Consider the following 26230-nt stretch of genomic DNA (forward strand, 5'->3'; position numbering starts at 1 on the left):
TTCATGTAAAATGAATAAGTTGAACTATCGTTCGGTGTTTCGATTATGCTGCGCTTAGAATGGGAGGATTTATCCTTTGATACGGATTATTGGCTATACCAAAAAAAAAGAGTGGCTGATGGACTTAACGCTCGAGGAGCTAAAGTCGGCGGAGCTGGATTGGTATTGGGTTGATTTTAACAACCCGAAGGAAGACGAATGCCGGCTGCTCGATACGTTTTTCCACTTTCATCCGCTGGCGATCGAGGATTGCTATCATTTGCTTCAACGGCCCAAATTGGATCATTACGACGACGTCCATTTTTTGGTGCTGCACGAAGTGGAACGGAAAACATTAACTGTTAATGAAATCAACATGTTCATCGGTCCGCAGTTTATCGTAACGTTTCACTATGAGCCTTCCCCGGAAATCGAGGATGCGCGGACAAAACTTACGTCTAAAAAGAAAATTGGCGAAAATGGCCACTTATATGCGGCATATCTCGTTATGGACAAGCTAGTCGATCAATATTTCCCTGCGGTTCACGAGCTGGAGGATCAGCTGCTGGATATGGAAATCGGCATCGGCGATGCGCAAAGCCAGACGGCGATGAGCGATATTTTTAACATCCGGTCCCGGCTGCTTCGGCTTCGCAAAACGATTGTGCCTATGCGGGACTTGTTGTATCGACTGATGAATTCGGACCGCATTGTAGGGCTGAAGCAATATTTGGCTTTCTATCATGATGTCTACGACCACCTGCTTAAGCTGTCGGAGATGATGGATTCCAGCAGAGAGATGACGGCTGACCTGCGCGACAACTATATTTCTTACAATTCCCATCGAATGAATTCGATTATGAAGACCCTTACCGTCATTACGACGATCTTTATGCCTTTGACTTTTTTGGCAGGTATATACGGGATGAACTTCAGCAATATGCCTGAGCTTAAATGGAGCTGGGGTTATTTTGCCGTAATATCGGTTATGTTCGTCATTGGAGTGGGGATGTATGCTTGGTTTAGGTCAAAGGGTTGGTTTAAATGAAGAAAGCTAAGGAGACTTTTACTGCAATGGAAATGAAAGAGACTGCCCGGATGAGCAGCAAACGTTTATTTGCGGTTATCGGTATTTTGGCGGGAATTCTGGCCGTTTTGGGAATCATGCTCTATCTGATGATAGTTGCGCTTGGCAACCGTACAGCAGCTGACGCCTTAGAAACGGGGCAAGAGCTGCACTATACCTATTATTCAGAGACAGCGCCCGGCGGTATGAAGCTTCATGTGCTACAAACGAAGGCAGCTTACGTTACGCTGGAAACGATCCATAATAATGTTACGCTTTCAGGCAAGGTCGGCATTAACGGCGGCTTTTTTTACGGCAATCAGCTGTTAAGCATCGGGGTGGTAAACAGCCTCCCGGTTAATAAGGAAGTTGGCAGCTTCGGAACGGGAACCGAAAATGTAAAGTTTGCGCGGGGGACACTCGTATGGGATGGCGCCTCGGATTCGTTAAGCGTGCAGGTCGTCAGCCATTCTTCTGAGCTGAAGGTAAAGGATCATACCCGCTTTTGGGCTCAAGGCGGCATTAGCATGAGTCTAGGCGATGATGCTAATTGGTACGGGCAAATGGTGAAGGAAAACGCGCCTTTCCCGGAGGATGACAGCTTGCGTTCAGCTGCGGTATATGATAATACCGGTGCATTATATTTAATCGTTAGTGAAACGAAGGGATCGTTAGCCGTATTTCGGGAAGCGATTGTTGCCAGCATCGGCGACGGGAAGCTTGTTGATGGCATTTTTCTGGATGGCGACGGCTCCTCGCAGCTTTTGAGCAGCGAGGCATCGCTGCCAGGTGACAGCAGGCCGGTCGTGCAAATGCTGCGAATAGTGAAATGAGACGGAATAAGATGAAGGAGCAATCAGCATGAAGCAACAGCAATTGCCCATTGATGCGGTAATGCCTCAGCTGCTGGGTTCGCTGCGCTGCGGAGTTAATGCCGTATTGGTTGCAGAGCCCGGAGCTGGGAAGACGACGCGCGTACCGCTTGCGCTGCTCGATCAGCCGTGGTTGTCGGGCAAAAAGATCATCATGCTCGAGCCGCGCAGGCTGGCTGCGCGCTCCGCTGCCCAGTTTATGGCGAAGTCGCTAGGGGAGCAGGTTGGCGGGACGGTTGGATACCGTGTAAGACTTGATTCGCGTGTCAGCCCGCGAACGCGCATCGAAGTCGTTACCGAGGGCGTGCTCACGCGCATGCTGCAGGAGGATCCGGCGCTTGAGCAGGTCGGAGCCGTCTTGTTCGACGAGTTTCACGAACGTCATTTGCACGGCGATCTTGGCCTTACGCTTTGCTTGCAGTCGCAGTCGCTGCTCCGTGAAGATTTGCGGCTGGTCGTCATGTCCGCAACGCTTGCTGCGGGGCCGATTGCTGAGCTGCTGGGCGGTGCGCCCGTCATACGAAGCGAAGGTCGGGTATTCCCGGTCGAGACGCATTATGCGCCAGCGAGGTTGACTGGACCGATCGAGCAGCACATGGCACGGACGATTGTAGAAGCACTTCGCGCGCATGAAGGGGATGTGCTGGCTTTTTTGCCGGGCGTCGCAGAAATACGCCGCACGGCCAGGCTGCTTAACGAGGCTGGACTCGCGGCACATATTCGAATCGAGGAGCTGCACGGCAGCTTACCGCTGGAGAAGCAGGATGCCGCTGTTGCTCCATGTCTTGATGGGGAGCGCAAGGTTGTCCTTGCTACTTCAATTGCGGAGTCCAGCTTAACGGTAGAGGGAGTTAAGATTGTTGTAGACGGCGGTCTGATGCGTGTTCCCCGCTTCTCGCCGCGAACGGGAATGACAAGGCTGGAAACGGTGCCTGTCTCCGCGGCATCGGCCGACCAACGGCGCGGCAGAGCGGGACGGCAGGCAGCAGGCAGCTGCTACCGGCTGTGGTCGGAGCTCGAGCATCCTTATTTGCCTGAGCAAAGCACGCCTGAGCTTCTCGAGGCGGATCTTGCATCGCTTGCGCTGGAGCTAGCGATTTGGGGCATCCAAGATCCGCTTGAGCTGGACTGGCTAACGGCGCCGCCCGCCGCGGCTTATGAACAAGCGATAGCCTTGCTGCGGCAGCTTAACGCGATCGATGACAGCTTCAAACCGACAGCGGCAGGCGCGAAAATGGCGCAGTTCGGTCTTCATCCGCGGCTTGGGGCAATGATTTTGCAGGCTTCTGAAATGGGATCAGCGAGGGCGGCTTGCGAGGTGGCTGCTTTGTTAAGCGAACGGGATATGCTTCCACAGGAGCGCAATGTAGACGTTCAGCTTCGGTTGGACCTGCTTTACCGGTTGACAGGACGAGATAGTAAAGCCCCAAAAAACGGGAGCGCCGAGCATCCCGGTATCGGAGCCGCGTACCGTATAATGGCTCAGGCAGATCAATGGGAGCGAGTCGTTTCGCAGCAATCTGCTGCTAAAAATGCCGATCGGCACTTGCAGCAAATTCCGCTTGGCGTCTTGCTCGCGTTCGCTTATCCCGATCGTATCGCACTGCGGCGCAGCGACGGCCGATATTTATTGGCAAACGGAAGAGGCGCGGTGCTGCCGGAGCTGCAGCCTTTATCGCGGTCGCCCTACCTCGCCGCTTGCGAGTTAGACGATGCGGGCACAGAGAGCCGGGTAAGGCTGGCGGCCGAGCTTCGGCAAAATGATATCGAGCAGTATTTAGCCGTATATATTACGGCCGAGGAAGCCGTGGAGTGGGATACGTCAGCCCAAGCGGTAAGGGCGAGGAAGCGTATGCGCCTAGGCTACATTGTGATGAAGGAATCGATGTTGCACCAGCCGGATGAAAATCGGGTGGCGGACACTTTAATTGCCGCGATTCGTCAGGCAGGCTTCGCTATGCTGCCGATGACGAAGCAAGCGCAGCAGCTGAAGGCCAGAATGAGACTAATGGCTCTAGCGGGCGATGATTGGCCGGACGCTTCCGATGAAGCGCTGCTGGATTCACTGGAGCAATGGTTAAAGCCGCATATTTACGGGATGAAGAGCCGCTCGGAGTTGCAGAAGCTGCAGATGCAGCAGCTGCTGGAAGGCAAGCTTAGCTGGAAGCAGAAGCAGGAGCTGGATGAGCAGGTTCCGACCCATATTGTCGTGCCTAGCGGATCACGCATTCCGGTTGATTATAGCGATCCCGAGTCTCCCGTGCTCGCCGTTCGATTGCAGGAGCTGTTCGGCTTGAAGAATACTCCTCTGCTCGCGAGAGGAAGACTTCCGGTGACGCTTCATTTGTTATCGCCGTCGCAGCGGCCGGTCCAAGTAACGAGAGATTTGAGCAGCTTTTGGGAGCATGCGTATTTCGAAGTGAGGAAGGATTTGAAGGGGCGCTATCCGAAGCATCATTGGCCGGATGATCCACACACAGCTGTGCCGACAAATAGAGCGAAGCCGAGACATACCTAAACGTCTCGGCTGATCTGTTAGTTTACGATAGGAGGCCCCTTTCGGAGAGGATGTGTTCTGAGCATATGGCTTATTACGTTTTGATGACCTATTTACTTGTGATTAACAGCTGCACATTCGCGTTAATGGGCTGGGATAAAAGGAGAGCCAAAAAACAGCGCCGCCGCGTACCGGAAAAACGTCTGTTTCTGTTTAGCGCGATAGGCGGCGCGGGCGGCACTTGGCTCGCGATGAAAGCTTGGCGCCATAAGACGATGCACCGCACTTTTACAGTAGGCATTCCCTTTTTGTTCGGTCTTAATCTATTGCTCATAATTGGAGTTGTCTGGCTCATTGGCGTGACCGTAAACTCATGATTGCTTTGGGAAGCCGTCCTATGGTATATTGGGGCTTCTCTTTTTTTTATCCAGCATACCAATACTTAGGAGGTAACTGACATGACAGTTCAAAGTGCCTATCAAGAAGAGCAAGAACGGTTAACAGAATCACTCCGTGACATTAAGACTCAGCTGCAAGCCATTGGTCCGCGCTACAAAGGCGACGATTTCACGGAGCAAATGCTCGATTTGCAGCAAGAGGAACGGAGACAAAGGCTTGAAATTTCGAAGCGCGAGCCTTATTTTGGCCGGATTGACTTTCAAGAGCTGCCAGCGGGCGAGCAGAAGCCATTATATATTGGTAAAGCGGGTGTCGCAAAGCAAGGCAGCAATGAGCTGCTTGTAATCGATTGGCGCGCGCCGGCAGCAAGCGTTTTCTATTCCTTCACAGGCGGCGAAGCGCCTGCTTCCTTCGAATCGCCTGACGGGGAAATCGAAGGCTTCATTCATTTAAAACGGAATTTCATGATTCGTCAGGGAGAGCTTATCCGTTTGGTCGACAGCTATGTGCGAGGCCAGGAAGAGGGCTCGGTCACTGACGAATTTCTTTTATATCGCCTCGGCGAGAATAAGGATAATAAGCTCCGCGATATCGTCTCGACGATTCAAGGCGAGCAGGACCGGATCATACGCGCGGACCGCAACAAAGCCTTGTTTATTCAAGGAGTAGCAGGGAGCGGTAAAACAACCGTTGCGCTGCATCGGCTCGCCTTTTTGCTCTATCAATACGCTGACCGGATGCGGGCGGAGCGTATGATTATTTTCGCCCCGAACCGCATGTTTCTCGACTACATATCCGGCGTATTGCCGGAGCTTGGCGTGGGCGATATCCAGCAGACAACGTTCAGCGACTGGACTCTTGAGCTGCTTGAGAATACGATAGCCGTCAGCGATCCTTCCGAAACGATGGCCTATTGGTTCGAGGAACGCCGGACAGCTGCCGAAATCGAGCATGCATCGGGCCGTTTTAAAGGGAATCTTGCTTTTAAAGCGATCGTCGATGAGCGAATTGCCGACTTCGAGCAGCGAATCGTACCGACGACGCCATTTGTGCCGGTCGACGGACTCATGCTATCGCCGAAGCAAATGCGTGAATGGTATGACACCGACTATGGCGAAGAAACGCTCATGAAAAAACGGGACCGATTGGTTAGCCGTATTCGCCGCTGGTTCGAGTCCGAGCTGAAGATGAAGGGCATCGCCGATAAGAAGGTTCGGGCGAAGGCGCTTACCAAGTTTAATAGCTATACCAAAAAAATTCCGGCCTACACGTCCGTTCAGCTCTATGCGTCTTTGTTCAGCGGGAAGCAACTCGCCGCCGGCATTCCTAAGCGGGTAGCAGCAGCTACCGCTGAGCGGATGAAAAATGGGAACGCGGCTGCGGAGGATTTGGCTCCGCTCGCTTATATTCAGCTTCAGCTGTTCGGCTTGCCGAAGCAGGCCTTCGATCATATCGTAATTGATGAAGCGCAGGATTATTCTCCATTCCAGCTTGAAGTGCTGCGCCTCTGCCAAAGAACGGCATCGATGACCGTGCTTGGCGATTTGCAGCAAGGGATACATGCTTATGCGGGGGTGCAAAGCTGGACGGAGCTTACGGCTTTGTTCGATGAAGAGCAGATTAGTTTTTATGAGCTGAATCGCAGCTATCGCTCGACGATGGAAATTATCGAATTCGCGAATAAAATATTAGGAAATATGACCGGCGGCGTCAAGCCTGCCGTCCCTGTCTTCCGCAGCGGCGATGCCGTACTTGCTGAACCCGTTTCGAGCGAGAAATGGCTTGCTGCGATAGAAGCCTCCGTTCGTGAATGGCAAGCGAAAGACGAATACGAAACGATATCCGTCATTGGCCGTACGGCTCATGAATGCGAAACAATCCACCGGCATTTGATTGATCGTGGAATGGAAGCATCGCTCGTGCAAAGCAAGCAGCCGGCTTACGGCGGCGGCTTGTCGGTCGTTCCCGTTTATTTATCGAAGGGACTAGAGTTCGACGCGGTTCTGGTTGCAGATGCAAGTGATGAAGCCTATACGCCTCTCGATGCCAAGCTGCTGTATGTCGGCTGCACGCGTGCCCTGCACAAGCTGAAGCTGTTTTATCGGGGAAATCTCTCTTCTCTGCTGGCAGGCGAAGCTTAACTTCGGTATGACATAAAGTTTTCTACTTGATCGCCGCGGTTATCGCGGCGGTCATTGCTGCGTTTCCGCTTCGGCATGAGCTGCTGCTGTATACGGGCAGCAAATTGGGTCAATAAAGTGAACGACGAATCCGAATACTGCACTTAAGCGTATTAGATGCGATAGAAGGAGAGTGATGCAAAAATGCAGCCTGTCATCGATACGCAACAAAATTTGCATGCAGCCTTGCGCGAGATTGAGGCGTGGGAACGTGATCAGAAGGATTTATGGTTTTGGGAGAAGCTTGGACGATTGCCTTTCATGCTGCTGGATAAAATAACGCCGAAGTTTGTGCAAGAAAAGCTTGGACAAGCCGTTGATGAGATTGGCAGCTATATTCAAAATGGCGGCAGGTATCTCATCTCGGAGCGCTCGATCATAGAGCGTATGCAGCGGAATGCAGCTCCGGACGGTGTGAGTGAACTGCCGGATGAAGAAGCGGCTTCGATAGAGCAGGTGGCAGTAATGCCTCTGGCTGTTATGAATTTAAGCGCTGAGCAGCTTGCAGCAAGCCGTAAGGCGGTGGCTACGCTGCAGGGCGCGACGACGGGCATCGGCGGAATATTCACCTTAGCGGTTGATATACCGGCTGTTCTTGGCTTATCGTTAAAGATCATACAGGAGATTGCGATCTGCTATGGCTTTGATCCGAAGAACAAGGAGGAACGCATATTTACCGTTAAGGTGATGCAGTTCGCGTCGTCGGATATCATTGGGAAGAAAGCGATTTTGGAGGAGCTCAGCGCATACGACAAAGCGGGCCGCGGCAATCAAATGATGTCACAGCTGCAGGGGTGGCGCGAGGTCGTAGCCGTATACCGGGATAATTTTGGCTGGAAGAAGCTGTTTCAAATGATACCGGTAGCAGGCATGCTGTTCGGAGCAATCATTAATCGCGGCATGCTGAACGATGTGGCGGAAGCTGCTGCGATGTTATATCGAAAGCGCAGAGTATTGTTGAAGCTGGCGGAGATCGAGGCGGGATCATGATAACGACTACCACGAGAAAAAGGATTGCCGGGCAAGCGAAAGCTTTTTTAGGCGAAGCCTATTTTGAGCTCGGAAAGAGCGAAGAAGAAGCAAAGCGCAGAATCGATGAGGTCCTGCAGCAAATCGAGCTGACCGGTTGCTATACACATACGTATGAAGAACTGAAGCACGGAACGAAAATGGCATGGCGCAACAATAACCGCTGCATAGGCCGGTTATTTTGGCAATCGCTTGAGGTATTCGATGCGCGCGATGTGCTCGATGAGCTTGACGCTGCTAACCGCATTTTCCAGCATATGAGCTATGCCACGAATAGCGGACGCATCCGTCCGGCGATTACAATCTTTCCCGCTAATCATTCGAATAACCGCATCCGAATATGGAACCATCAGCTCGTTCGCTATGCTGGCTATCGCAGGGATGAAGGGATTGTAGGAGATTCGGCATCGCTAGCCTTTACTGAAGTATGCGAGAATCTTGGCTGGAAGGGCGAGGGCACGCGATTCGACGTACTGCCCCTCGTCATTCACAAGGGAGGGGAAGCGCCGCATTGGTATCCATTGCCTAGGGAAACCGTACTTGAGGTTGCATTAACGCATCCTGAAAATAACGAGTTCGAGCAGTTAAAGCTGCAATGGTACAGCGTGCCGTTCATTTCCGATATGGAGCTTGAGATCGGCGGCATCGCCTATGCGGCGGCTCCATTTAACGGCTGGTATATGGGAACGGAAATCGGTGCGCGGAACCTGGCCGATTCTGACCGCTATAATCAATTGCCTAACGTCGCGAAGCTGTTCCAACTCGATATGACGACAAATACATCACTTTGGAAGGATCGCGCCTTAACAGAATTAAATATAGCTGTGCTTCATTCTTTCAAGAAGCACGGCGTCAGTATTGTAGATCATCATACAGCTGCAGAGCAGTTCCTTCGCTTTGAGAAGCAAGAGCAGGATCAGGGCAGGTCGGTGACCGGCCGTTGGTCATGGCTCATCCCGCCGCTGTCTCCCGCTACGACCGGCATTTGGCATCGCAGCTATGACGATGCGGAGCGCACGCCAGCCTACCGTTATCAGTCCGCACCCTATTAGGCTTACAAAATAACAGCTTGCAGCATCAGCCTCCGCGTATCAGATCAGATCAGACCGGGACCGGGGGTTAATGAGGCTTCATCCTCACCTTCTGGTATACCTCCAACATTTTATGCTTACCGCCCTCAAATTATATAGATTCCTAGTCCCATCTCAACATAAATGAACGAAAGACAGCGCACGTCTTATGACCCCCCCTCCTTTTATTTTGAAAGAAAGGATGCAGCATTCTAATGGTGTTCAGCTGCATTCCAAATGCAAATTATCCATGTATTTTCGTTCAGCGCTGCATGCCGTGCGAGGTTCTCTCGTCTGATGTCGCGAAGAGGCGGGATGTGCTATTCTAAGGTGATGACATTCACTAGCTTGGAGGAAATATAAACGTGGATTTTAATATGCAATATTTATCCTTTTTTGTCATTCACACCGATGGAGAGGAGAGTGCCGCCTCATCAGGCAAACGGTTCAAGCACTATCAGACACTTGAAGAGGATACATATGAGGACAGCGAAATTCAAAAGTTTTTGGATGATGAATTTAAGCGAATCGTCAAAAGAAAGGTAGAGCGCAATCCGAATTCCGCAAACGCTCCAACGAAAATCGGACGTTTTATGGTCGAGCCCGGCTATGAGCTGGGAAGCAATCAAAACTACAATTTATTTCAAAGGCTTCGCGAGGCAGATTCGAAGGAGCGTTTTATCGGTATCGCGGATGAACTCGTTCGGATCTACATGGACACGAGCGCCGTACGGGGTGGAGCCTTTATTATTGCACTCTCCAAGCTGAATACGTATTTCGACGAACCCTTTTTGTTTTTGCTGAAATGTGATTTTGAGCCGAAGATTGCCCGCATTTCCGATGAGCGAAGCTTGGTCTCGCAGGTAGAGATGGCGATTAGCGCACGCAGCATTAAGTCGATCCAGTACCCGCATATGCCGGAGGAAGGGATGCTCGAGCATTGGGAGCTTAAGATCCACCAAGCGTCGCATGCCAGATATTTCGAGGATTTTTTGAAATATGTGTCCTATGAGAAGCCTCTGCCCGAGGTAATGGGGGAACAGGTCGTCGAAATGGTGCATCAATATATCGCCGACAAATGGCAGGAGGATGAGAGCACCGAGCGCCGAGAGGAGGAAAATGCGGTTGAGGTGTGGGCGGCAAGCGAAAAGCGCGATCTGCAGGAGTGGTGGACGCCGGAGCAGGTAGAGGTTGCGGCGGCAGCTTTAGTTGAGCAGAAGCCGGATTTGGCGTTTTCGTTCAAGCTGGGAGACGTAACCGTGAAAGGACTGCTTGCAGACTTCGGCGGCGCTATTCATTTCGCCAAGCATAACGGCCGTTACGTTGTCGTGATCGAGGGCGACGCTTTTCAATTCGAAAAAGGCATGTCGCCGGTTGAGCTTGTTCAGCCTCTCGATTTGGTTGATGTCATGCCTCGTATTGGAAGCAGGAAGCCTCCTGAGGATGCTGATTCCGAATACAGCTACACACCGGCAGGCGAGGGCCCAAGTCATAATGATGATGTACCTTGGTAACAAATACGCATGTATTGAATTTATCAATAAGGGAGAGGATATTTAAGTGGACAACTTATTTTTTATAGAAATTGGCATGGGATGCGATCTGCACGGTCAAAATATTACAAAGGCATCGGTGCGTGCGGTACAAAACGCCATACACCACAATTCGATGCCGGGACTGCGGTCAGTGCTGCCAGGCGGGACGCTGGATAACATGAAGGTGCGGGTAAAGCTTGCGCTTCCTTGTGATCATGAGCTTCTTGATATCGAGCAGGTGAAGGCGGTGCTGCCATACGGTCAAGTGACTGTAGAGATTATGGACGGCGGCATGCTCACGACAAGCGGTGTAGTTCTTCCGGATAAAGATGACAAGAACGATTTGATTTACATCGTTAATGCATCGGTTGAGGTAGGCTGCTGATAGCATCTCCATTGCAAAAAGGGAGACAGATATGGTTTTAAAGCTCGTACTATTCGCGTTATTGCTTGTATTTACTGCATTCTTCGTTGCGACGGAGTTCTCCATCATTCGGATGCGCGCAAGCCGCGTCAATCAGATGGTAGCGGAGGGCATGAAAAATGCCAGAGCCGTTGAACAAGTGACGAGCAAGCTGGATGGTTATTTATCCGCTTGCCAGCTCGGCATTACCATTACCGCGCTTGGCCTCGGCTGGCTTGGTGAGCCGACGATTGAACTCATTTTGCATCCATTGTTCGATCGGCTGCATTTGGGAGTCGATATAAGCACCGTGCTGTCCTTCGTCATCTCATTTCTCATTGTGACCTATTTGCATGTCGTGCTTGGAGAGCTCGCTCCAAAGACGCTGGCCATTATCAAATCGGAGGAAGTCAGTCAATGGACAGCGCCGATTATTATCATATTTTACAAGGTGATGTATCCATTCATATGGCTGCTTAACGGCTCCGCGAACGGTCTAGTGCGTCTTTTGGGGTTTAAGCCGGCAAGCGAGCATGAGGCGCATTCAGAGGAAGAGATTCGGATGATTCTGTCGGAGAGCTATGAGAGCGGGAAAATCAACAAGAGTGAATACGGCTATGTTAACCGGATTTTTGCCTTTGATGAACGGCTTGCGCGCGAAATAATGGTGCCGAGAACGGATATGGTCTGTTTATTTGTGGAGCATACCCGCGATGAGAACTTGGCGGTTATCAAGAAAGAGCAGTATACGCGGTTTCCGGTTGCCAAGGGAAGCAAGGACAACATTATCGGGATTCTTAATACGAAACAATTTTTTCTGCGCTATGACACAGACCGGAATTCGGACATAACGATGGTCCTTCAGAGCGTCATGTCGGTGCCTGAGGTCATGCCGATCAATAAGCTGCTGCGAAAGATGCAGCAGGAGCGCGTACATATTGCGATACTGCTCGATGAGTACGGAGGCACGGCAGGTCTTATAACGATAGAGGACATCATCGAGGAGATCGTCGGGGAAATTCGCGATGAGTTCGATGCGGATGAAGTGAAGGAAATCGAACTCATTGAGCAGCAGCGTTATTTGGTCAATGGCAAAGCTTTAATAAGCGACTGGAACGAAGCTGCCGGAACTGATCTCGAAAGCAACGAGATGGATTCGATAGGAGGCTGGCTCTTTAATCAGAAGCCGGATTTGCCGATTGGGGAACCCTGGACGTTTGGAAAAATGACGTTCATCATTCGCGAACGCGACGATAACCGGATCCGTAAAATTGAAATTCAAACCGATTTGCTGGAAAATGAATTGGGTACATACGGACATGCCTAAGCTTGTATAAAATCAGCAAGCATTCGTTAATTAGTGTGGGGGAATCGGACGTTGGGAGATTTAATTAATGCCATCATTATGGGCATTGTGGAAGGGCTGACCGAGTTTTTGCCCGTATCATCAACCGGACATTTAATTTTGACGGCGGAGCTGCTGAATTTCACCGGCGACCGCGCGAAAACCTTTGAGGTGGTCATTCAGTTCGGAGCGGTGCTGGCCGTGCTGGTCCTGTACCGGAAGCGATTTGTTAAGCTGCTTAATTTCAAGATTGGAAATGGATCTGGGCTAAATGCTTTACATATACTGCTCGCAATGGCTCCTGCCGGTATCTTCGCTGTACTGCTGCATTCTTTGATCAAAGATTACTTGTTTAGACCGCAGACCGTGCTCATCGGCCTGATCGCCGGGGGGATTCTGATGATTATCGCCGATCGGGTAAAGAAGAAACCCGCTGCCGAGGAGCTCGACGATATTTCGTATAAGCAAGCCTTCGCGATAGGCTGCTTCCAGGTGCTGTCCCTCTGGCCGGGCTTCTCGAGATCAGGCTCGACGATATCAGGAGGCATGTTGTTTGGCACAAGCCAGAAGGCAGCGGCGGAATTTACATTTATCGTATCCGTACCGATCATGGCCGGAGCGAGCGGAATCGATCTTCTCAAAAGCCGGGAGTTTCTAACGCTTTCTGATCTTCCCTTATTCCTGATCGGACTCCTTGCTGCCTTCATCGTCGGGATGATCGCTGTCGTCACCTTCATCAACATGATGAAAAAAATTAAGCTTTCCTGGTTTGCATATTATCGGTTTGCGCTTGCCGCACTATTTTCTTTTATTATCTTATAAGGCAAAATTACGGGCTTTTCAGCTATCATTTTTTCATATCCAAACGATCATTTTTTCTAATAAATTTGCAGAAATCAGGGCATATAGCCCTGATTTCTTTATTTTGCAGTGAGTTTATTTGCTTTCACATAAAAATGGTTGTTTTTGTGTGACAAATCAGCGTTGAACGTTTTGTCTGATTATGTTAGGTTATGTAGTGATGTATTACTATTTTTTATCTGACTTTTAAAATAAAAAGTGATTTTATGTTTATGAGAGGTGGATATTGTTGCAACTTCAGGTAACGAACAGTCCTTTTAGTCAAGAGCAAGTCGAGCTTCTTAATCGTCTTCTGCCATCCCTAACCGAGTCGCAGCAAATATGGCTTACAGGCTATATGTTCGCTCGTCAGTCATCGCTATCAGCCGGTGCTGGCATGCAAGCTATTTCCGAGCCTGCTGGTACAGCGGAGATTGTCTCTCTAGCCAGTCAGCCTGCTGTATCCCGCGAGGTTACCGTCCTTTTTGGTTCCCAAACCGGAAACAGCCAAAGAATCGCTACAAGCCTAACACGCAAGCTGGAAGAGCAAGGGTTTCAAGTGACGCTCTCCGCAATGAACAAATTTAAGCCAAATGGCTTGAAAAAAGTTGAAAATCTGCTTTTGGTTGTCAGTACTCATGGTGAAGGTGAGCCTCCGGATAATGCACGGGCTTTCTATGAATTCATCTACAGCAAGAGAGCGCCTCAATTGGATGGATTGCATTTCTCCGTGTTGGCACTGGGAGATACCTCTTATGAGTTTTTCTGCCAAACGGGTAAAGATTTCGACAAGCGTCTTGAGGAGCTTGGCGGTCAGCGCCTAAGTCCGCGCGTCGATTGTGATCTTGATTACGATGAGCTTGTTGCCGGCTGGTCTGGTCAGGTTTTGAACGCTTTAAATGAACGCTTGAATGCTTCTTCGGGTGCGGCTGTTGCAGTCAACGTGACGAGCAGCGTTACAGCGACAGAGGAATCGTCTTATTCGCGAACCAATCCTTTTAAGGCTGAGGTGCTTGCGAATCTGAACTTGAACGGTCGCGGTTCAGATCGGGAAACCCGCCACTTGGAGCTGTCCCTTGAGGGCTCCAATTTACAATATGAGCCAGGCGATAGTCTCGGTATTTACCCGGAGAATCATCCTGATCTTGTGGATGCGATTATTAAGGAAATGAATTGGAATCCTGACGAGATCGTTCCCGTCAACAAAAATGGCGAACAGGGCTCATTGCGCGAAGCGCTTCTGAAGCATTATGAAATAACTGCATTGACGAAGCCGCTGCTTACGCAAGCAGCTGAGCTTACTGCAAATTCGGCTTTGAAGGAACTGTTAGCGCCAGGTCAAGAGCAGGGACTAAAGAACTATATTAATGGCCGGGATCTTCTCGACTTGGTTCAAGATTTCTCTCCTTGGCAAGCAACGCCAAGCAGCTTTGTAGCCATTTTGAGAAAACTGCCTGCACGCCTGTATTCGATTGCGAGCAGTTTCAAAGCAAATAATGATGAAGTTCATCTGACGATCAGAGCTGTCCGCTATGAAGCTCATGGACGCGACCGCTACGGCGTTTGCTCGATTCATTGTGCTGAGCGGGTGCAGCCGGGTGACAGCTTGCCTATCTATATCCAGCAAAATCCTAACTTCAAGCTTCCTGCAAATCCGGATACACCGATCATCATGGTTGGGCCGGGTACGGGAGTCGCTCCGTTTAGAGCATTCCTTGAGGAGAGAGAGGAACTTGGAGCGGAAGGAAAATCATGGCTATTCTATGGCGATCGTCATTTCGTTACAGATTTCTTGTATCAAACCGATTGGCAGAGAATGCTTAAGGACGGCGTGCTGACGAAGCTGGATGTTGCTTTCTCACGTGATACGGATGAAAAGGTTTATGTACAGCATCGTCTACTGGAGAGAAGCCGTGAGCTATACGAATGGCTGCAGGAAGGCGCTTATGTTTATATTTGCGGTGACGAGAAGCACATGGCGCATGATGTGCATGCTGCTCTGATTACCGTTATCCAGCAGGAAGGCGGCAAGAGTCCGGAAGAAGCGGCAGCTTATTTGGACGATTTGCAGCAGCAGCAGCGGTACCAGCGCGACGTATATTAAGAAACAGTTATACAGCAGCAAGAGTAAGCGAAAGATTGCGAGAGGAGACAGCAACAAATGGCGAAAGAGCAATTGGTTAAACCTATCGGCGGGCCGCCAAGCGAGGTTGAGCATATTAAGATCGAGAGCAACTACCTGCGCGGCGCGCTAGTCGATACCTTAAGAAATCCGATTACTGGCGGTTTGCCGGAGGATGACAATCGGCTGATGAAATTTCATGGAAGTTATATGCAGGATGACAGAGATTTGCGCAACGAGCGCGAACGTCAAAAGCTGGAGCCGGCTTACCAGTTCATGATTCGGGTGGTGCTGCCAAGCGGTGTAGCGAGCTCGGAGCAATGGCTGGCTATGGATAGTCTGGCGCATAAGTACGGCAATGGAACGCTTCGTTTGACGACTCGTCAAACGTTCCAGCTGCATGGTATTTTAAAGTGGAATTTGAAGCCGACCATTCAAAAAATCAACAGCGGGCTGATGACTACATTGGCGGCTTGCGGCGACGTAAACCGTAACGTAATGTGCAGTCCTAATCCTTTCCAATCCGAAGTTCATGATGAGGTAAGCTACTGGGCACGTGAGGTCAATGATCATCTGGCTCCGCGCACACCGGCTTATCACGAAATTTGGCTGGATGGCGAGAAAGTGGTTGATGGCAAGCAAGACGGAGAAGTAGAACCGATTTATGGACCCGTTTATTTGCCGCGTAAGTTCAAAATCGGCTTTGCGATCCCTCCTCATAACGATGTAGATGTTTTCTCGCAGGATATCGGTTACATTGCGGTTGTGGAAGACGGCAAGCTGAAAGGCTTTAATATCTCAGTTGGCGGCGGTATGGGGATGACGCATGGCGATTCAGCTACTTATCCGCAGTTGGGTAAAGTAATCGGCTTCTGCCCGCCAGAGCGTATTGTCGATTTGGCTGAGAAGACCGTTATGATCCAGCGTGACTACGGCAATCGTTCAATCCGTAAAAATGCGCGGTTTAAGTACACGATTGACCGTCACGGCATTGAGTGGTTCAAAACCGAACTTCAAAACAGAATGGGATATCAGCTTGAAGCCGTTCGCCCGTACCAATTCGAAAACAGCGGCGACCGCTATGGCTGGCTGAAGGGCAGCAACGGCAAATGGAATTTGACGATTTATATCCAAAGCGGCCGTATTGAGGACAATGAAAACCTGCCTCTGATGACCGGACTGCGGGAAATCGCTAAGGTTCATACTGGGGACTTCCGGATTACGCCGAATCAGAATCTTATCATCGGTAATGTAACTACTCAGAAGAAACGCAAAATTACCGAATTGGCTGAGCAGTACGGACTCACGGACGGTGCGCATCTTTCTGCGCTGCGCAAAAGCGCAATCTCCTGCGTGTCCTTGCCGACATGCGGACTTGCTATGGCGGAAGCAGAGCGCTACCTGCCTACCTTGATCGACAAGCTGGAGCCGATTATTAATGAAGCGGGTCTTCGCGATAAAGAGATCAACATTCGTATGACCGGCTGCCCTAACGGCTGTGCTAGACCGGCACTCGGTGAAATCTCGTTTATTGGCAAGGCAGTCGGCAAATATAACATGTACATGGGTGCAGGTTTTGCCGGAGAAAGACTGAATAAGCTGTATCGGGAAAATATCGATGAAACAGAGATTTTGGATACGCTCAAGCCGATTATTCACCAGTATGCGAAAGAACGGCAGCCGGGTGAGAATTTTGGAGATTTTGTTATTCGTGCAGGTTATGTTAATGCGGTTCATGATGGACAGGAATTTCATAACTAATTAGCTGTAGCAAGGTAAGCATAAGAAGACCAGGGCGTTCTGCCCTGGTCTTTTGTCTGTTCATGGAGTATGATGCTTTAGGCTTGATTACGCAGCAGCTTCTTATCGAGTACAAAAGTGCCGAAAGGGAGGAAGGCAGCTATAAAGGCGGCTGCTACCTTGAATATGGACCACCGATGAGAAATCCATACGTGAAGCAAGGCAAGCATATAAAGAACGAATAATAGCCCGTGCAGTCCGCCTACAACGGTTACAGCCTGCGGGATATCGGCCCAGTATTTAAGCGGCATCGCAATGAGCAGCAGCACTAGAAAGGATATCCCTTCATAGAATCCGACGATACGCAGTCGGCCTAATGCGGATTTAAACATTTAATGACCTCCATCTGAAATGAAATCGGGCGCGGCTCCAAGCCAGTCCACTATAGTTGTACGAATTCGGAGACCGCTTGTTCCAATGTTTTTTTCAGTATTTATGGGCAGCTTAGGCCTAATTAGTCGGAGAGTTTAAGAAGCGCTAATAGGCTAGCCAAAGAGGGGCTGATTCTAAGCAGCTCATGCTGCTGCAGAATCAGCCCCTTATGTGTTTCCATCGTTGCAACATTTTCCCATAAAACTCCGTCTTATCTTCAAGGTCTATTTGCCTATTACAGAGAAAAGGTCGGGGAACGAGTTATGTTGAACAAAAAGCGTTGGATTAGTATTTTTCTGGTTTCGATCGTATTTGCCGGAAGTTTACTCGCCTTCCCGAAGAAAGCTTGGGCATGCTCTTGCGCAGAATCAGGGTCTGTTCAAGAAAACAAAAGCAGAAGCGACGCCGTATTTGAAGGAACTGCAGCCTCAGTAAAGCCATCCTCTTTATCTTTGTTTGGATCGCCCGCAAAGGCAGTGAAAGCAAGCTTTCAAGTAAATGAAGTATGGAAAGGGCAAGTAGCGCCATCTATCGAGGTGTTGACGGCTGGAAGCGGCGAAACCTGCGGCTATGAATTCCAGGAGGGTGAGCGTTATTTGGTCTATGCGACTGCAACGGGCACTTCGCTTGATGTCAGCTTATGCAGCGGAACGATTTTAACGAGCGAAGCGAATGAGCAAATGACATTGCTGGGCAGCGGTTCGCTGCCGCCGCAGCCCTCCTTTGCCAATAAGCAGACGAGCGCGTATCCGCGCAATCTCTATCTATCGATTGGAGCAGTTGTCGCTATCGCGCTTGCATTCTTTCTTTACAGGAAGCGTAAGCAGCCTATATCAAAAACATAGCGACAATGGTCGTAACGGCAAGGCCGATAAGCACGGGCTTCAAATTGCGGCGCGCGAGCTCGAACGGATCAACTCCGCAAATGGCTGCTGCAGGAATAAGCGCCCAAGGAATAATCGTACCGCCGCCAACCCATATTGCGGCAACTTGCCCAAGGGCAGTTAATGTGGCAAGGCCTGATCCGATCGCATGGCCAAACAGCTGGGCGATAGAGCCTGCCAGTGAAATGCCGGAGAAGCCTGAGCCATCAAGTCCGGTAACGGCCCCTACAATCGTTAACGTGATCGAGCCTACGGCACCATTTACCGGAACGACATGCGCAAGCGCGATACCCAAATCGTTAACGATCCCATGTGACGCTTCGGGCAGTTTTTCGCCAAACATCGCCAGAAATCCGGAATCGCCCAAATAGAAGAAAGCCGCAATCGGAATGACGGGTCCAAAAACTTTGAAGCCAAACAAGAAGCCTTCAATTAAATAGCTGGTTGTTTTCTCAAAGCCCTTTCCTTTATGCGTCAGCATCGTAATAAATAGCATGATGAGAATCGCGGTCCCGCCGATAAGTGCAGTTGCATCTCCGCCTTGAAGTTTAAGCACGAACATGGCAGCGACATCGAGCGCAAATAAAATAGGAATGATCGCGGCGAGCAGCCGCTTCGTTCTTAAGGATAATAAATAGCGATCGGCAAAGGCAAAAGTGTTTGAATCCTGTGCCGTATCTTTCGTTGAGACGATAAGCCCGTCACGCCAAGTGCCTAATTTCTGATCGCGGCGCATCATCCAGTAGGCGACGACTGTCGTTACCGCGCCCATCACGATGACTAATGGAATGCTGGCCTGCATGACAGAGCTGACAGGTATTCCTGCGGCATCCGCTGTAAGCTTAGGCGCTCCTTGAATGATATAATCACCCGATAAGGCGATGCCGTGCCCGAAGAGGTTCATGGCAACTGCTGCTCCAAGTGCAGGCAGACCAACCCTGATCGCAACCGGAAGCAGCACGGCTCCGATGAGGGCGACCGCTGGAGATGGCCAGAAAAACCACGATGTTACCATCATGATCAATCCGATACCCCAGAAGGCGAGCGCAGGCGTTCGCAGAAAACGGGTGAACGGAGAAATCATAATTTCGTTTATGCCGGTCCGGATGAGTATACGACTCATAGCGACGATAATAGAAATGATTAGAATGGTTCCCAGCAATTCTGTTATTGCATAAATAAAGCTGTTAAAAATACCGCTTACAGAACCGCTTGCCGAAGTGGTTGCAAGTATGCCGATTCCTAAAATCCCCGCAATACTGATAAGCGTAGTATCGCGTCGCATCAGCATAAATCCAATAATGGCGATTATAAAGCCTAAGTACACCCAGTGAAGCGCCGATAATTGAATTTCCATCCCGATCATCTCCTTGTGACATACACGAAACCAGCAAGAGCTGATAACGTATAGTAATGTATGCATGAATACAGATAGGCGTTCGTCACGGTAAATTGATAAGATAACGAGGAGGGATTGGATGATTAAACGAAGCGTAACGGCGTTGATGCTCTCTATAATGCTTCTAACAGCCGGCTGTGGTATTATTGAAGAAGCAGGCCAAACTTTAAATTTTGCAACGGAAACGACGGATTACTTACAATCGTTAACGGAGTTCGGACAAGATATGAATGCACTCGCGGAGCAGGCGGTAACAGACTTGGATGCTAGAACTGATTTAAAGGAGCGGCTTCTCGCGCTTAAGGAGCAGGTTATCAATTATGAAGGGCTCCAAGTGCCGGACTACGCCAAGGATCTTCATCAATCAATTGCCGAATACAACGCAACGCTTCAACAGGGACTCGATCAAGCTCTCACTAATTTAGAGCAGGGAAGAGCTGTGTTCGATTCAACGGGTATTCCGGATACAATCAGCAAAATTAACGAGCTGTTAAATCAAATCAATCAGCTCGCGCCGTGACGACCGAATAGGAAGGAAGAACATAAGTGATTAACATCAATGTACTGGAAGCTTCTATGACACATTCGAAGGAAGACGGGTACGTAGGCAAGGTTCATTTCGGAGTAGAAGGACATGTAAATGAGTACGAAATAGCCTTACATAGCAAGAAAGGCAAAGAGTGGGGCTATGGATTGTTTTTCTTGCATGAATCAGGCAAGGAAGAAGAATTGCTGGCGCTGGAGGATTTATTGGAAGAGGATGATGAGCTGTTCGACTTTCTCGTAGATACTGCGAAGGAAAAGCTCGTAAAATCTGAATAGCTATAGAAAAGCTCAAGCTGCAGCACCTTATCGGTGAAGCAGCTTGAGCTTTATTTGTTATTAGAGGCCAGCCGTTCCGGCTTAATGTCCGCTAGAGGAGGTCAAGCCTAAATCCCGGATAATGACCTTGCTCTCTTCATTAAGTCCAATGAAGGATACTTGCTTATTTAATTGCTCGTATTTGCTCTTTACTTTCGCAATTGCAGTTACAGCGGATTGATCCCAAATATGAGAGCTGCTGAAGTCAAGAGTTACGCGGGCTGGATCATTTTGATAATCGAACTGGGAGACAAAGCGGCTAGTCGTTCCGAAAAACAGCTGGCCGGACACGCTGTAAGTGCGAACTTCTGATTTACCCGCAGCGGCGGATACGTGTATTTTAGCCATTTTTCCAACGAATACAAATGCGCTTAATACGACGCCGGCAAAGACGCCTTTGGATAGGTCATGAGTGAAGAGAACAACGATTACGGTAACGATCATAATTAGCGCATCCGTTCGCGGAACTTTATGAATTTGGTAAACGGACTTCCAATCGAATGTGCTGATGGAGACCATAATCATTACACCGACCAAAGCGGCCATCGGAATTTTATTTACGACATCACTTAAGGCCATAATAAGAAAGAGCAGAAATGATCCCGCTACTAAGGTTGACAGCCTTGAACGGCCGCCGGATTTGACGTTAATGACCGATTGTCCAATCAATGCGCAGCCAGCCATACCGCCGAAGAAGCCGTTGACGATGTTCGCAATCCCTTGTCCCCGCACCTCTTTATTCTTGTTGCTAGTCGTGTCTGTCATTTCATCGAGAACCGAAGCGGTTAACAGAGACTCCAATATGCCGACTAATGCAAGCGAGAAGGAATAAGGCAAAATGATCCAAAGCGTTTTAAGCGAGAATAGCACCTCCGGGATGTGAAACAGGGGCAAAGTGCTCTCGATTAAGCCTCTATCGCCAACCGTTTTAAGATCAGCCCCGATAGCAACGGCAATAATGGAAACGATAATTATCGCAGCTAACGGTGATGGAATGGCCTTCGTGAATTTAGGCAGCGTATAGATGATAACTAACGTTAAAGCAACAAGGGCGTACATGATCCAGGATGCTCCGACAAAATGAACAAGCTGAGTCGTAAAGATTAGAATGCCGAGCGCATTGACAAAGCCAAGCATGACTGAATGCGGAACAAATTGTATGAGCTGTCCCAGCTTCAGAACACCCATTAAATATTGGATTACGCCTGCCAAAATCGTAGCTGCAAACATATATTCGATGCCATGGTCTTTGACTAGAGAGACCAATAACAACGCCATCGCACCCGTCGCAGCCGAGATCATGCCGGGTCTGCCGCCAACTATAGAAATAATGACAGCGATACAGAAGGAGGCATAAAGCCCAACCATCGGACCGACTCCAACCATTAACGAGAACGAGATCGATTCGGGAATGAGGGCTAGAGCAACAGTTATGCCAGCAAGTATATCACCCCGCACATTAGAAAACCATGATTTTTTAATTTTTTCAAGCACAGCAAAGAAACCTCCTAAACGTATTTTTTGTAAAACAAAATGACTTCGCAAGAAAACTTTCGTTGACTTTCCACTCTCAGAAAAGTCGGGGCCGATGCACACTAAGCGTAATTATACATCAAACGAAAAGAATAGATCTTATATCGACAGTTTGATTAAGCGCTTACATATTAGATTTTCAGAGGTTTTCTTTCATTTTCGCCCTTTTCGATAAAAATGTTGCTAAATGAAAAGAACCACCGCAATTCGCGATGGTTCCTTATGAGGAGATGTCCTACATTGGCCGTTCAACATGTTCCTGATCCTTCTTGCTTCTTCCTTTAATATACTTGTAAGCCATTAAGCCTAATCCGATTATCGCAAGCGCATAAATCATCCAAATACCGTAATTGTAGATGTGTTCAGAAAGAGCTTGCACCTGATCTCCAACGATTGAACCGATAATGAAGTAAATGAGCGTCCAAACGAAAGCAGATGGGTAGGCGAAAAGAATAAATCGTTTAAAGGGCATCCGATTCAGCCCCATGACATAAGGCGTGACATGTCTTAGAAAAGGAAGGCATAGGCTAAGACAAATCGCATAGCCGCCGTATCGTTCGCTTAACTGCTCGGACTTGGCGACGAATTTGCTTATGTTCTTTTTGCTGCTAAACCAGTTGGACAGCTTGCTGCCTGCGAATCTTCCGATGCTATATCCAAATGTCATAGCTGAGCAAATGCCGAGGCATGTCATTATAAAGGCAGGTAAGGGCAATAAAACGCCGGATTCCGCTAATGCGCCGCCCGTCATCACGACGGCTTCATTTGGAATGGGTAATCCGATTAAGCCAAGGCATAAGACGAGAAATAAGGCGAAATAGCCGATCTCTTCTATTATATTCAACAATAACTCATACATTGAGCAGCATCCTAACTTTCCAAATTATAGAAGTTCGATTAAATCACTTCAAATATGGTAACACATCCGAAACAGAAAGAATACCATTCATACGAATGACAATCGAGAAGGATTCAAAAATTAACCATTTCATAACTAATTTTTTGGTACAAGCAGATACAATAGGGGATGGTTTAAACGTATGAAGAGGTGGCTAATTTCATGTTTGATTTGAATATAATCGTTGATATTTCACGCTGACAGCGATCATAATAAGAAGGAAATTATTATGATTTATTTATTTTTCTGCAAGGAATGACCAAAAGGAGGAACAATGAACGCGAATCAGACTCGTAAAAAAGTAACAATCGCCCTGTTCGTCGCCACATTTCTCGCTGCAATCGAGGGGACGATCGTCAGCACGGCAATGCCCAGCATTACCGGAGAGCTTCATGGCATTCAACAGTATAGCTGGATTATATCGCTTTATTTGTTGGCAACTGTCATTACGACACCCGTATACGGCAAGCTGTCCGACCTATATGGACGCAAAAAGATGTTCATCATTGGAGCATTGATTTTTCTAGCAGGCTCTATGCTGTCCGGTGTGTCACAAACGATGAATCAGCTCATTTGGTACCGAGCGCTGCAAGGCTTGGGAGCGGGAGCGCTTACGACGATTCCGTATACGATCATCGGGGATTTATATCCGTTTGAACAGCGCGCCAAGGTACAGGGCTGGATGTCAAGCATATGGGGAATCGCAGGCATATCGGGTCCATTGTTAGGCGGCCTGTTGGTCGATTACGTATCCTGGCGCGCTATATTTTACATGAACCTTCCGTTTGGCATTGTGGCGATCTATTTGCTGTCAACTTCACTGCGGGAAGTTTTGAAAAAGAAAAAGAGGCATATTGATTACCCGGGTATCGTCACCTTTGCGATCGCGATGTTCAGCTTCCTGTATGCGATGGCGCTCATCCGCGATGACGAAGGTGGATGCGGCACTGATTGGATGATCAGTTTGTTATTTGCCATTGCTGTTCTATTTTTCGTCCTGTTTGTCCGTATTGAAAGTCGTTCGCCTGAACCGATTATCCCTTTCCAGCTATTCCGGAACCGGATTATCAGCATGGCGAATTTGAACAGCTTATTGTTATGCGTCATAAATGTCGTCGTCATTTTTTATTTGCCACTATGGATTCAGGGCGTGTACGGCAAACCGGCTACTTATTCGGGACTTGCCATGATTCCGCTCTCGATCGCTTGGCCGCTTGGCTCGATTTTGGCAGGGAATTGGATCTCCAAAAAAGGATTACGTTTCATCAGCGTAGCGGGTGCTTGTTTCTTGCTCGCTGGCAGCATTGGCTTTTCTTTCATGTCAGCTACAACACCAATTGCCTTATTCGTCGTTTATACGTTCATGTCGGGGCTTTCGTTCGGCTTATCGCTGACCTCCTTAACAGTTGCGGTATCTTCGGCGGTTGGATGGGAGCTTCGCGGCTCGGCTGTTGCCAGCAACAACTTCATCCGTACGTTAGGCCAGACAATTGGAATTACGGTATTCGGCATGCTGCTTCAAACAGGCCAGGCAGATGCGCTCGAGTCAACCGTGCTTGAAGGAAGCTTACATAACATTTTTGTTTGGGTAGCCGTATTGTCGGTTTTTGTCGTGTTTGTTTCTATTGGTTTGCCTAAGCTTAAGCAGACTGAACTCCAGCAAGGAAACGCTTCATAGAAAGGTCGTTTAAACGATGAAACAATTGGATTTGGAAGCAAATCACGGGCTGCTGTCAGAATGGAAAATGAAGTCGGTCATCGTACTTCGGGGACAGCGCCTCCTTGATGAATGGTATGAGAGCGGGAAAGATTCGATCGGCCCGCTCTATTCCTGCACCAAAAGCATTTTATCCGCATTGATCGGTATCGCCATCGATAAAGGTTTTATAACGAGCGTGGAACAGCCGATAACGGACTGCTTGGACCATCCGGCGGAAATCAGCGATGCGCTCGGTCAAATAACGATCAAGCATCTGCTTACGATGACGCCAGGCTTTGATTGGCCTGATTTTGACAAGCCTTACAAAGCATTAAAGGCTGCTGAGGAGCCGATCAGATTCGTGCTCGAGCAGCCGTTGATTTCTGAGCCGGGAACGGCTTTTGCCTATAATTCGGGAGGCTCGCACTTATTGTCGGCGATTCTGACGAAAGCGACGGGCCTATCGGCGCTCTCGTTTGCCAAGGATTATTTATTTGGTCCGCTCGGATTTCAAAGCGCTCGCTGGATGGAGCGAGCAGGCATTAATGAAGGGGGCGCGGGGCTCTATTTGTACGGCAGAGATCTTGCGAGGATAGGCAGCCTTTTTGTGCAAAAGGGACAATTCGAGCAGGAACAGCTGCTATCCTCCTCATGGGTGGAGCAATCGACGAAGCTGCATCATCGCGGATTGCTGCATTATGAGCCGCCGATTTATGGGGGATATGGCTACCATTGGTGGCATTCGCCTGAGAGCCACAACGGTCAATGCGACTGTTATTTCGCTTTTGGCCATGGCGGTCAATATTTGTTGGTGGCACCCGGACATGAGCTCGTCATCGTTATCCGGAAGAAAGTGACGAAGCGGAATGATGCAATATGGTCGAGGAGACTAATATTCGAGCATATTATTCCTGCTTGCATAGATAGGAACCGTTGATTTATTTATGCCTGAAATAGAGAGGCGCCTCGCCAAAGGCCGATGTCTTTTTTTGTTGTGTTTAATGTAATGTAATTGTAAGGTGCGAGCGTGAAATGGATAAAGAACATATAAATATTTAGCCGAATGTATTGCCTATCGTTTCATTCTGTTTTATGATGTTAGATAAACTTACACATCGAAAGCGAAAGATCATATTTTCTTTCTGTTTGGCAAAAACGATTCTTTACATTAGCGGCCGCGCTGGTCCATTCGATAGAGTTGAAAAGATATCGATTGATGCTGATGGAATGATGAGGCTTGGGGTTGCATTCGCAAAGCTGCGGAAATTATAGTCAGATTATTCTGCAAATTTAAGCAAGCAGTATGCTTAATGGCTTGAAAATCGTCCCGGGCGATGGAATTCCAGTTCAAATGGATGCGTTGGACTGGTATGCGAATGGAAATCGGTATGCAATTATGAATTAGTGGGTTGCTGAATAACAATTGTGAATATGCTAGTGTGAAGCT

The 26230-nt window shown here is 48.9% G+C and carries 22 protein-coding genes; 18 read left to right on the forward strand and 4 right to left on the reverse strand.

The annotated features are described in order from the left end of the window. Positions 1-76 precede the first annotated feature (76 nt). The 13 genes from corA (at position 77) to cysI (ending at position 17098) form a co-directional block, all read left to right on the forward strand. Positions 77-1027, forward strand: a complete 951-nt coding sequence (corA, locus tag ASG81_RS18720) for a magnesium/cobalt transporter CorA (RefSeq protein ID WP_056637464.1) — start codon at positions 77-79, stop codon at positions 1025-1027. A gap of 26 nt (positions 1028-1053) precedes the next feature. Beyond that, positions 1054-1878 (forward strand): hypothetical protein, encoded by an 825-nt coding sequence (locus ASG81_RS18725; RefSeq protein WP_056637470.1) that lies wholly within the window; start codon positions 1054-1056, stop codon positions 1876-1878. A gap of 28 nt (positions 1879-1906) precedes the next feature. Then, a complete protein-coding gene (gene hrpB, locus ASG81_RS18730) occupies positions 1907-4435 on the forward strand; it encodes an ATP-dependent helicase HrpB (RefSeq protein WP_056637474.1) in 2529 nt (842 codons plus the stop codon). Positions 4436-4500: 65 nt separating this feature from the next. Beyond that, positions 4501-4791, forward strand: coding sequence for a DUF1294 domain-containing protein (locus tag ASG81_RS18735; RefSeq protein WP_056637732.1), 291 nt, complete (start codon positions 4501-4503; stop codon positions 4789-4791). A gap of 81 nt (positions 4792-4872) precedes the next feature. Beyond that, complete coding sequence (locus tag ASG81_RS18740; protein WP_056637479.1) at positions 4873-6954, forward strand: HelD family protein; 2082 nt, start codon at positions 4873-4875, stop codon at positions 6952-6954. Between the two features lie 183 nt (positions 6955-7137). Further along, on the forward strand, positions 7138-7983 hold the full coding sequence (locus ASG81_RS18745; RefSeq protein WP_056637482.1) for an EcsC family protein: 846 nt from the start codon (positions 7138-7140) through the stop codon (positions 7981-7983). Continuing rightward, on the forward strand, positions 7980-9074 hold the full coding sequence (locus tag ASG81_RS18750; RefSeq protein ID WP_056637485.1) for a nitric oxide synthase oxygenase: 1095 nt from the start codon (positions 7980-7982) through the stop codon (positions 9072-9074). Before ASG81_RS18745 ends, ASG81_RS18750 begins: the two co-directional genes overlap by 4 nt. Positions 9075-9457: 383 nt before the next feature. Beyond that, a complete protein-coding gene (locus ASG81_RS18755) occupies positions 9458-10606 on the forward strand; it encodes a DUF3900 domain-containing protein (RefSeq protein ID WP_056637488.1) in 1149 nt (382 codons plus the stop codon). A gap of 46 nt (positions 10607-10652) precedes the next feature. Continuing rightward, entirely contained in the window at positions 10653-11012 is a 360-nt protein-coding gene (locus tag ASG81_RS18760; protein ID WP_056637491.1) for a Lin0512 family protein, read from the forward strand. Between the two features lie 31 nt (positions 11013-11043). Beyond that, the gene (locus tag ASG81_RS18765; protein WP_056637494.1) at positions 11044-12357 is read left to right on the forward strand and encodes a hemolysin family protein; all 1314 of its coding nucleotides are present in this window, start codon (positions 11044-11046) and stop codon (positions 12355-12357) included. Positions 12358-12408: 51 nt separating this feature from the next. Continuing rightward, entirely contained in the window at positions 12409-13197 is a 789-nt protein-coding gene (locus ASG81_RS18770; RefSeq protein ID WP_056637496.1) for an undecaprenyl-diphosphate phosphatase, read from the forward strand. 268 nt (positions 13198-13465) lie between these two features. After that, positions 13466-15319 carry an assimilatory sulfite reductase (NADPH) flavoprotein subunit gene (locus ASG81_RS18775; RefSeq protein ID WP_056637499.1) on the forward strand — a complete coding sequence of 618 codons (1854 nt, stop codon included), beginning with the start codon at positions 13466-13468 and terminating at the stop codon, positions 15317-15319. 57 nt (positions 15320-15376) lie between these two features. Beyond that, entirely contained in the window at positions 15377-17098 is a 1722-nt protein-coding gene (gene cysI / locus ASG81_RS18780; protein WP_056637502.1) for an assimilatory sulfite reductase (NADPH) hemoprotein subunit, read from the forward strand. Positions 17099-17175: 77 nt separating this feature from the next. Here cysI and ASG81_RS18785 read toward each other — a convergent pair whose 3' ends face one another. Further along, the gene (locus ASG81_RS18785) at positions 17176-17469 is read right to left on the reverse strand and encodes a DUF3817 domain-containing protein (RefSeq protein WP_056637504.1); all 294 of its coding nucleotides are present in this window, start codon (positions 17467-17469) and stop codon (positions 17176-17178) included. A 303-nt stretch (positions 17470-17772) separates the two neighbouring features. Here ASG81_RS18785 and ASG81_RS18790 point away from each other — a divergent pair, with 303 nt between their 5' ends. Then, positions 17773-18354 (forward strand): hypothetical protein, encoded by a 582-nt coding sequence (locus tag ASG81_RS18790; RefSeq protein ID WP_056637507.1) that lies wholly within the window; start codon positions 17773-17775, stop codon positions 18352-18354. Here the strand turns inward: ASG81_RS18790 and ASG81_RS18795 are convergent. Then, the gene (locus ASG81_RS18795; RefSeq protein ID WP_056637511.1) at positions 18338-19750 is read right to left on the reverse strand and encodes a hypothetical protein; all 1413 of its coding nucleotides are present in this window, start codon (positions 19748-19750) and stop codon (positions 18338-18340) included. The two genes, ASG81_RS18790 and ASG81_RS18795, sit on opposite strands and share 17 nt — an antisense overlap. A 121-nt stretch (positions 19751-19871) precedes the next feature. Here ASG81_RS18795 and ASG81_RS18800 point away from each other — a divergent pair, with 121 nt between their 5' ends. Further along, the gene (locus ASG81_RS18800; protein WP_056637515.1) at positions 19872-20312 is read left to right on the forward strand and encodes a DUF6376 family protein; all 441 of its coding nucleotides are present in this window, start codon (positions 19872-19874) and stop codon (positions 20310-20312) included. 26 nt (positions 20313-20338) lie between these two features. Continuing rightward, positions 20339-20614 carry a hypothetical protein gene (locus tag ASG81_RS18805; protein WP_327205178.1) on the forward strand — a complete coding sequence of 92 codons (276 nt, stop codon included), beginning with the start codon at positions 20339-20341 and terminating at the stop codon, positions 20612-20614. Positions 20615-20695: 81 nt separating this feature from the next. Here the strand turns inward: ASG81_RS18805 and ASG81_RS18810 are convergent, their stop codons facing one another. Further along, the gene (locus ASG81_RS18810) at positions 20696-22147 is read right to left on the reverse strand and encodes a SulP family inorganic anion transporter (RefSeq protein ID WP_056637518.1); all 1452 of its coding nucleotides are present in this window, start codon (positions 22145-22147) and stop codon (positions 20696-20698) included. Positions 22148-22421: 274 nt separating this feature from the next. After that, complete coding sequence (locus ASG81_RS18815; RefSeq protein ID WP_056637521.1) at positions 22422-23045, reverse strand: DedA family protein; 624 nt, start codon at positions 23043-23045, stop codon at positions 22422-22424. Positions 23046-23358: 313 nt separating this feature from the next. Here ASG81_RS18815 and ASG81_RS18820 point away from each other — a divergent pair, with 313 nt between their 5' ends. Beyond that, positions 23359-24762: an MDR family MFS transporter gene (locus tag ASG81_RS18820; RefSeq protein ID WP_056637524.1), complete on the forward strand. Its 1404-nt coding sequence runs from the start codon at positions 23359-23361 to the stop codon at positions 24760-24762. 16 nt (positions 24763-24778) lie between these two features. Beyond that, positions 24779-25720, forward strand: a complete 942-nt coding sequence (locus tag ASG81_RS18825) for a serine hydrolase domain-containing protein (RefSeq protein ID WP_056637527.1) — start codon at positions 24779-24781, stop codon at positions 25718-25720. The last annotated feature ends 510 nt before the right edge of the window (positions 25721-26230 follow it).

It is taken from the genome of Paenibacillus sp. Soil522, assembly GCF_001428245.1.
In the GTDB taxonomy this organism is placed as follows: domain Bacteria; phylum Bacillota; class Bacilli; order Paenibacillales; family Paenibacillaceae; genus Pristimantibacillus.

Bases quoted from the DNA above. Each gene is read 5' to 3' on its own strand.
- ASG81_RS18725 (WP_056637470.1), top strand. From the start codon at position 1,054: ATGGAAATGAAAGAGACTGCCCGGATGAGCAGCAAACGTTTATTTGCG.
- hrpB (WP_056637474.1), top strand. From the start codon at position 1,907: ATGAAGCAACAGCAATTGCCCATTGATGCGGTAATGCCTCAGCTGCTG.
- ASG81_RS18735 (WP_056637732.1), top strand. From the start codon at position 4,501: ATGGCTTATTACGTTTTGATGACCTATTTACTTGTGATTAACAGCTGC.
- ASG81_RS18740 (WP_056637479.1), top strand. From the start codon at position 4,873: ATGACAGTTCAAAGTGCCTATCAAGAAGAGCAAGAACGGTTAACAGAA.
- ASG81_RS18745 (WP_056637482.1), top strand. From the start codon at position 7,138: ATGCAGCCTGTCATCGATACGCAACAAAATTTGCATGCAGCCTTGCGC.
- ASG81_RS18750 (WP_056637485.1), top strand. From the start codon at position 7,980: ATGATAACGACTACCACGAGAAAAAGGATTGCCGGGCAAGCGAAAGCT.
- ASG81_RS18765 (WP_056637494.1), top strand. From the start codon at position 11,044: ATGGTTTTAAAGCTCGTACTATTCGCGTTATTGCTTGTATTTACTGCA.
- cysI (WP_056637502.1), top strand. From the start codon at position 15,377: ATGGCGAAAGAGCAATTGGTTAAACCTATCGGCGGGCCGCCAAGCGAG.
- ASG81_RS18785 (WP_056637504.1), bottom strand. From the start codon at position 17,469: ATGTTTAAATCCGCATTAGGCCGACTGCGTATCGTCGGATTCTATGAA.
- ASG81_RS18790 (WP_056637507.1), top strand. From the start codon at position 17,773: ATGTTGAACAAAAAGCGTTGGATTAGTATTTTTCTGGTTTCGATCGTA.
- ASG81_RS18795 (WP_056637511.1), bottom strand. From the start codon at position 19,750: ATGGAAATTCAATTATCGGCGCTTCACTGGGTGTACTTAGGCTTTATA.
- ASG81_RS18800 (WP_056637515.1), top strand. From the start codon at position 19,872: ATGATTAAACGAAGCGTAACGGCGTTGATGCTCTCTATAATGCTTCTA.
- ASG81_RS18815 (WP_056637521.1), bottom strand. From the start codon at position 23,045: ATGTATGAGTTATTGTTGAATATAATAGAAGAGATCGGCTATTTCGCC.
- ASG81_RS18820 (WP_056637524.1), top strand. From the start codon at position 23,359: ATGAACGCGAATCAGACTCGTAAAAAAGTAACAATCGCCCTGTTCGTC.
- ASG81_RS18825 (WP_056637527.1), top strand. From the start codon at position 24,779: ATGAAACAATTGGATTTGGAAGCAAATCACGGGCTGCTGTCAGAATGG.